Annotated in this window: 2 protein-coding genes and 1 pseudogene; all 3 read right to left on the reverse strand. The window is 35.5% G+C overall.

Annotation, left to right across the window (positions count from 1 at the left end):
• On the reverse strand, positions 1-676 hold a 676-nt coding region (locus tag WBN20_RS09690; protein ID WP_424281528.1), incomplete at its 3' end, for a tetratricopeptide repeat protein.
• A 24-nt stretch (positions 677-700) separates the two neighbouring features.
• On the reverse strand, positions 701-1,105 hold the full coding sequence (locus WBN20_RS09695; RefSeq protein ID WP_424281529.1) for a hypothetical protein: 405 nt from the start codon (positions 1,103-1,105) through the stop codon (positions 701-703).
• A gap of 199 nt (positions 1,106-1,304) precedes the next feature.
• A pseudogene (locus WBN20_RS09700) lies at positions 1,305-1,524 on the reverse strand (hypothetical protein); the annotation flags it as partial.

The raw sequence follows: 1,524 nt of genomic DNA on the forward strand, positions 1-1,524 counted from the left end.
GTTCTGCATAGACCATCCCTATGTTCCCTTTATTGTAGGCAGTACCAATTGGGTAGTTGATTTTCCTGAAGATCTTATCTGAATCTTCAAAATAGATGAGTGCAGAATCCAGCTTTCCATTATTAAAGTAATCATCCCCGGCATTAGTTAATGCTGTTGCAAGGTTTATGGAATCTTTTACTTTCTGAAGGATTTTGATAGCATTTTGGTAATATTTTATGGCATTATCATGATTTCCCATAATTGAATACACATCGGCGATAGCAAAATTTGCTATGCCAAGGTTTCTTTTGGCCTCTTCACGGGTTGCAATATCTGCCGCTTCAAAATAAGATTTCAGGGCTTCGCTGAGATCGCCTTTAAGTCTTAAAGCAGTGCCTTTTTCCAAAAATCCGGTAATAACGTAATTTACAGAATCTAAGGCCCTGGCGGCCTCAATTAATTCGAGACTATAGGTAAGCTTTTTTTCTGCATCGGCCTGACTAACCGCAATTTCATTTAGTATTTCTAATTTATCACTGTCTCTATAATTTCCTGAGAGATAAATGGCTTCCAGACTATCTGCAATTGCTTGATTCTGGCTAAACCCGGCAAATAAAATAAAATAAAAAAAGCCTATTAAAAAACAGACTTTTTTTGTAGCATATTTAATTCCTAAACAAGAACATTCTGCCATTTTATAAATTATATTAGAGCGTTATTAGTTTTTTGGCTGGAGTTTAGGATCCAGTGTAAATTTTCCACTTCTTTTACCGCCATTGTTCCCCTCGTAAACGGTGAATGTAATGGTATATGTTTCTTCGCCTTTAGGGGCATTTTTGATTGTGCCGATAACAGTTTCCGGATATCCTCCATCCCCATTAAGCTTAGGGCGGCCAAAAAGATCAGCTCCTCCTTTATATTCTATTTTGGTGATATTAACAACATCGTTGGCATTAGAAGTAGAAAGCCCCAGCCAGGTTATTGTTTCTCCCGCATCTACACTTGTGGAATGATCACCAGGGCGTTCTTTACTTTTTCCCTGATGAAAAGAGCAACGTTCCTCAATGTTTTCCTTTGTGATATTCGCGGTGTCAACGAAAAGTATGATATTGTGATTTTCCATAGTTAGCTGGTTTTAGATTATTGATTAGTACTATTTTTTCTTCAAAAAAGATAAGAAGTTAAGGATATTCTATTTTCTTTTTAAGGACGAACAGGCCTTTTTACCGTCCCAACATAGGGTTTTTCTTACCGAAGGCAGAATAAATTCAACATGAACGAAAAAATACAATTGGTTTAGATTCTCCGCTTCTAAGCCTTAATTACAAATACAAGTGAATAAACCATACGACAACAATAACCACTATAAAGATAAAACTTAGTGCAAAGTACTTTATGGCATGTTCTACATTCTTGAATTTCTGATCAATAATTTTGCTTTCAATATAAATTTGCTGACCTAATTGGGTGTAAAATTCCTCTTCTTCACCAAATATTTCAATTAGATTTTTGGTGTATTTCTCTATACTTCCGAATGAATAC

Source organism: Eudoraea sp. (genome assembly GCF_049665975.1).
Lineage (GTDB): Bacteria > Bacteroidota > Bacteroidia > Flavobacteriales > Flavobacteriaceae > Eudoraea.

What these genes read in the sequence shown, in the direction of transcription:
- WBN20_RS09695 (WP_424281529.1), bottom strand. Translation starts at nt 1,105, where the DNA reads ATGGAAAATCACAATATCATACTTTTCGTTGACACCGCGAATATCACA.